This window comes from Rhizobacter sp. P2_H3 (assembly GCF_056403355.1).
Genome location: NZ_JBFUFQ010000413.1, coordinates 1 through 2,511 on the forward strand (window position 1 = coordinate 1; position 2,511 = coordinate 2,511).

Genomic DNA, 2,511 nt, shown 5'->3' on the forward strand with positions numbered 1-2,511 from the left:
GGCCTGAGAAGCTGACCGAAAAACCTGATCGCGATCGTGGGCGAAGGGATTTGTCGGATGACTTGTTCAAGACAATGTCATACCGCCGTTGTCATACCAACGATATATTGCTGCCGATGAACAAAGTTCTCCCCGTCAATCCCACGCCGGCACCGACGCCGGCAGAGCGCTGGGTCTGGCGGGCCTGCCTCGCGGTCTCGCTGGTCTGGCTGGCGGTGGCCTGGGCCGGGCAGGCGCGTTGGTGGCCGGGGGCGCTGTTGCTGGCCTTGAGCCTGCTGCCGCCGCTGCTGCGCTCGCAGCGCCGGCAGGTGGCGGTGCCGGGCTACGACACGCTCGACGTGAGCCCGTGGGGCCTGGTGCACCGCAGCGGCCTGCCCGGCGACCCGCAGGAGCCGTCGACGCGCCGCCTGGCCTGGTCCGACATCCGGCAGGTCGACGTGCTGACGACCGAAGACGGCCCGCTCGGCGAAGACCTGTTCTTCGTGCTGATGACGCAGCCCGACAGCGACGCCGAGGCGCTGGTCGTCTCGAACGCGCAGGCGGTGCCGACGAAACTGCTCGATGCGATGGCCCAGAACCTCGGGCCGCTCGACCAGGCGCAGCTGCTGAACGCCGTCAGCACGCGCGAGCTGAAGCGCTTCACGCTGTGGCGGCGCGAAGCCGCTGCAGCACAGGCTTAGCGGGACTTCTTCCAGAGCAGCAGCACGACGCCCGCGAGCACCACGCCGGCGGCGGCCCATTCATAGTGCGTGACGGTCTCGCCGGCTACCGCGACGCCCAGCAGCATCGCGATCACCGGGTTCACGAAGGTGTAGCTCGACGCCAGCCCGGCGCTGGCCTTCGACAGCAGCACCATGTAGGCGTTGAACGCGATCAGCGAGCCGAACACCACCAGGTAGAACCAGGCGCCCACCGCCTTCGGTTCCGGCGGCCACTGCATCTGCTCGCCGGTGACGGCAGCCAGCAGCAGCAGCACGACGCCGCCGCAGATCATCTCGCTGGCGAAGCCGGTCGCGCCCGGGGCCAGCGGCAGGCTGCGCTGGCTCAGCACGCTGCCGATCGACCAGGTGAGGCAGGCCGTCGCGATCGCGAACAGCCCGACCGGCGAGGCCTGGAAGCCGGCGCCCTGCGTCAGCATCAGCACGCCGGCCAGCCCGACCGCGATGCCCAGCAGCTCGAGGCGGCTCGGCACCACGCGCCACAGCAGGTTCAGCCCGGCGATCATCAGCGGCACCACCGCGATGAACGCGACCACCAGGCCCGAGCCCACGGTCTGCTCCGAATACGCGGTGCCGCCCATGCCGCCGCCCAGCATCAGCGCGCCGACCACCAGCGCATTGCGCCATTGCACGAGGTTGGGCCACGGCGCGCTGCGCCAGCGCATCCACGCCATCAGCAGCACGCCGGCAAACAGGAAGCGCGAGCCCATCTGCAGGAAGGGCGGAAAGCTGACCAGCGCGAACTTGATCGCGAGGTAGGTGGAACCCCAGACGAGCCAGGTGGCGGCCAGGCACAGCAGGATCAGCGCCTGCGGGCCGTGGCGTTCGGGTTGCATCGCGGCGGTGGGTGAAGAAGCGGACATGAGGGTGCTCGGCGCGAGAAATCAGGCCGTCATCGTACGAAGGCGGGCGCCGCAATGGAATGCGAGAAACAAGGTCGACCGAGGCAACGCATGCTATGTTTGAAGGACTTTCGGAGGATTTGCCTTGAACGTTGACATCGACGCCCATGACACGCGCATCCTCGCCGAACTGCAGGCCGATGCGCGGCTGACGATGGCCGAACTGGGCCGTCGCGTGCACCTGAGCCAGCCGGCGGTGACCGAGCGGGTGCGCAAGCTGGAGGCGGCCGGCGTGATCACCGGCTACCGCGCGACGGTCGACCTCGGCAAGCTGGGCTACGGCATCCGCGCAGTGATGCGGGTGGGGCGCGCCGAGTACGCGCGCGTCGTCAAGCTGGTGCAGCAGAGCCCCGAGGTCGTCAATGCCTACAACGTGACCGGCGAGGACAGCTGGCTGCTGGAGATCGCGGTGATCGACGTCGCGCACCTCGACGCCGTCGTCACGAAGTTCTGCCTGCTGACCGAGACCTCGACCGCGATCATCCTGAACACCCCGCGCGAGCACCAGACGATGCTGCCGCCGCGGCGCGAAGATGTGAAACCCCCGATCAAGAAAGTCACTGCATGAGCACCGAGCACTCGAACGATTTCGCCACCTGCGACCTGTGCGATGCGCACAAGAACGACACCGACGGCGCGTTTCGCGTGCTGCCGCCGGTGTTCCGCGACTACGGCGGCCGGCCGAAGTTCAGCGGGCCGGTCAGCACGGTGAAGTGCTTCGAGGACAACTCGCTGGTGAAGGCGGCGGTCGATTCGCCGGGGCAGGGCCGGGTGCTGGTGGTCGACGGCGGCGGCTCGCTGCGGCGCGCGCTGGTCGGCGGCAACCTCGCGGCGGCCGCGGCACGCAACGGCTGGGCGGGGCTGGTGGTCGACGGCTGCGTGCTCTACGT

At 68.8% G+C, this 2,511-nt stretch carries 4 protein-coding genes; 3 read left to right on the plus strand and 1 reads right to left on the minus strand.

What is annotated here, in order from left to right:
• Positions 1–116: 116 nt before the first annotated feature.
• A complete protein-coding gene (locus tag AC1D1T_RS31690) occupies positions 117–680 on the plus strand; it encodes a hypothetical protein (protein ID WP_477829521.1) in 564 nt (187 codons plus the stop codon).
• Here AC1D1T_RS31690 and AC1D1T_RS31695 read toward each other — a convergent pair.
• A complete protein-coding gene (locus tag AC1D1T_RS31695) occupies positions 677–1,555 on the minus strand; it encodes an EamA family transporter (RefSeq protein WP_477844391.1) in 879 nt (292 codons plus the stop codon). The genes AC1D1T_RS31690 and AC1D1T_RS31695 overlap by 4 nt on opposite strands.
• A gap of 151 nt (positions 1,556–1,706) precedes the next feature.
• Here AC1D1T_RS31695 and AC1D1T_RS31700 point away from each other — a divergent pair, with 151 nt between their 5' ends.
• Together AC1D1T_RS31700 and rraA are read left to right on the plus strand one after the other, a co-directional pair.
• Positions 1,707–2,189, plus strand: coding sequence for an Lrp/AsnC family transcriptional regulator (locus tag AC1D1T_RS31700; RefSeq protein ID WP_047512060.1), 483 nt, complete (start codon positions 1,707–1,709; stop codon positions 2,187–2,189).
• The coding region (gene rraA, locus AC1D1T_RS31705; RefSeq protein ID WP_477993334.1) for a ribonuclease E activity regulator RraA at positions 2,186–2,511 on the plus strand (326 nt) is incomplete at its 3' end. The genes AC1D1T_RS31700 and rraA, both read left to right, overlap by 4 nt.

What these genes read in the sequence shown, in the direction of transcription:
- AC1D1T_RS31690 (WP_477829521.1), top strand. Translation starts at nt 117, where the DNA reads ATGAACAAAGTTCTCCCCGTCAATCCCACGCCGGCACCGACGCCGGCA.
- AC1D1T_RS31695 (WP_477844391.1), bottom strand. Translation starts at nt 1,555, where the DNA reads ATGCAACCCGAACGCCACGGCCCGCAGGCGCTGATCCTGCTGTGCCTG.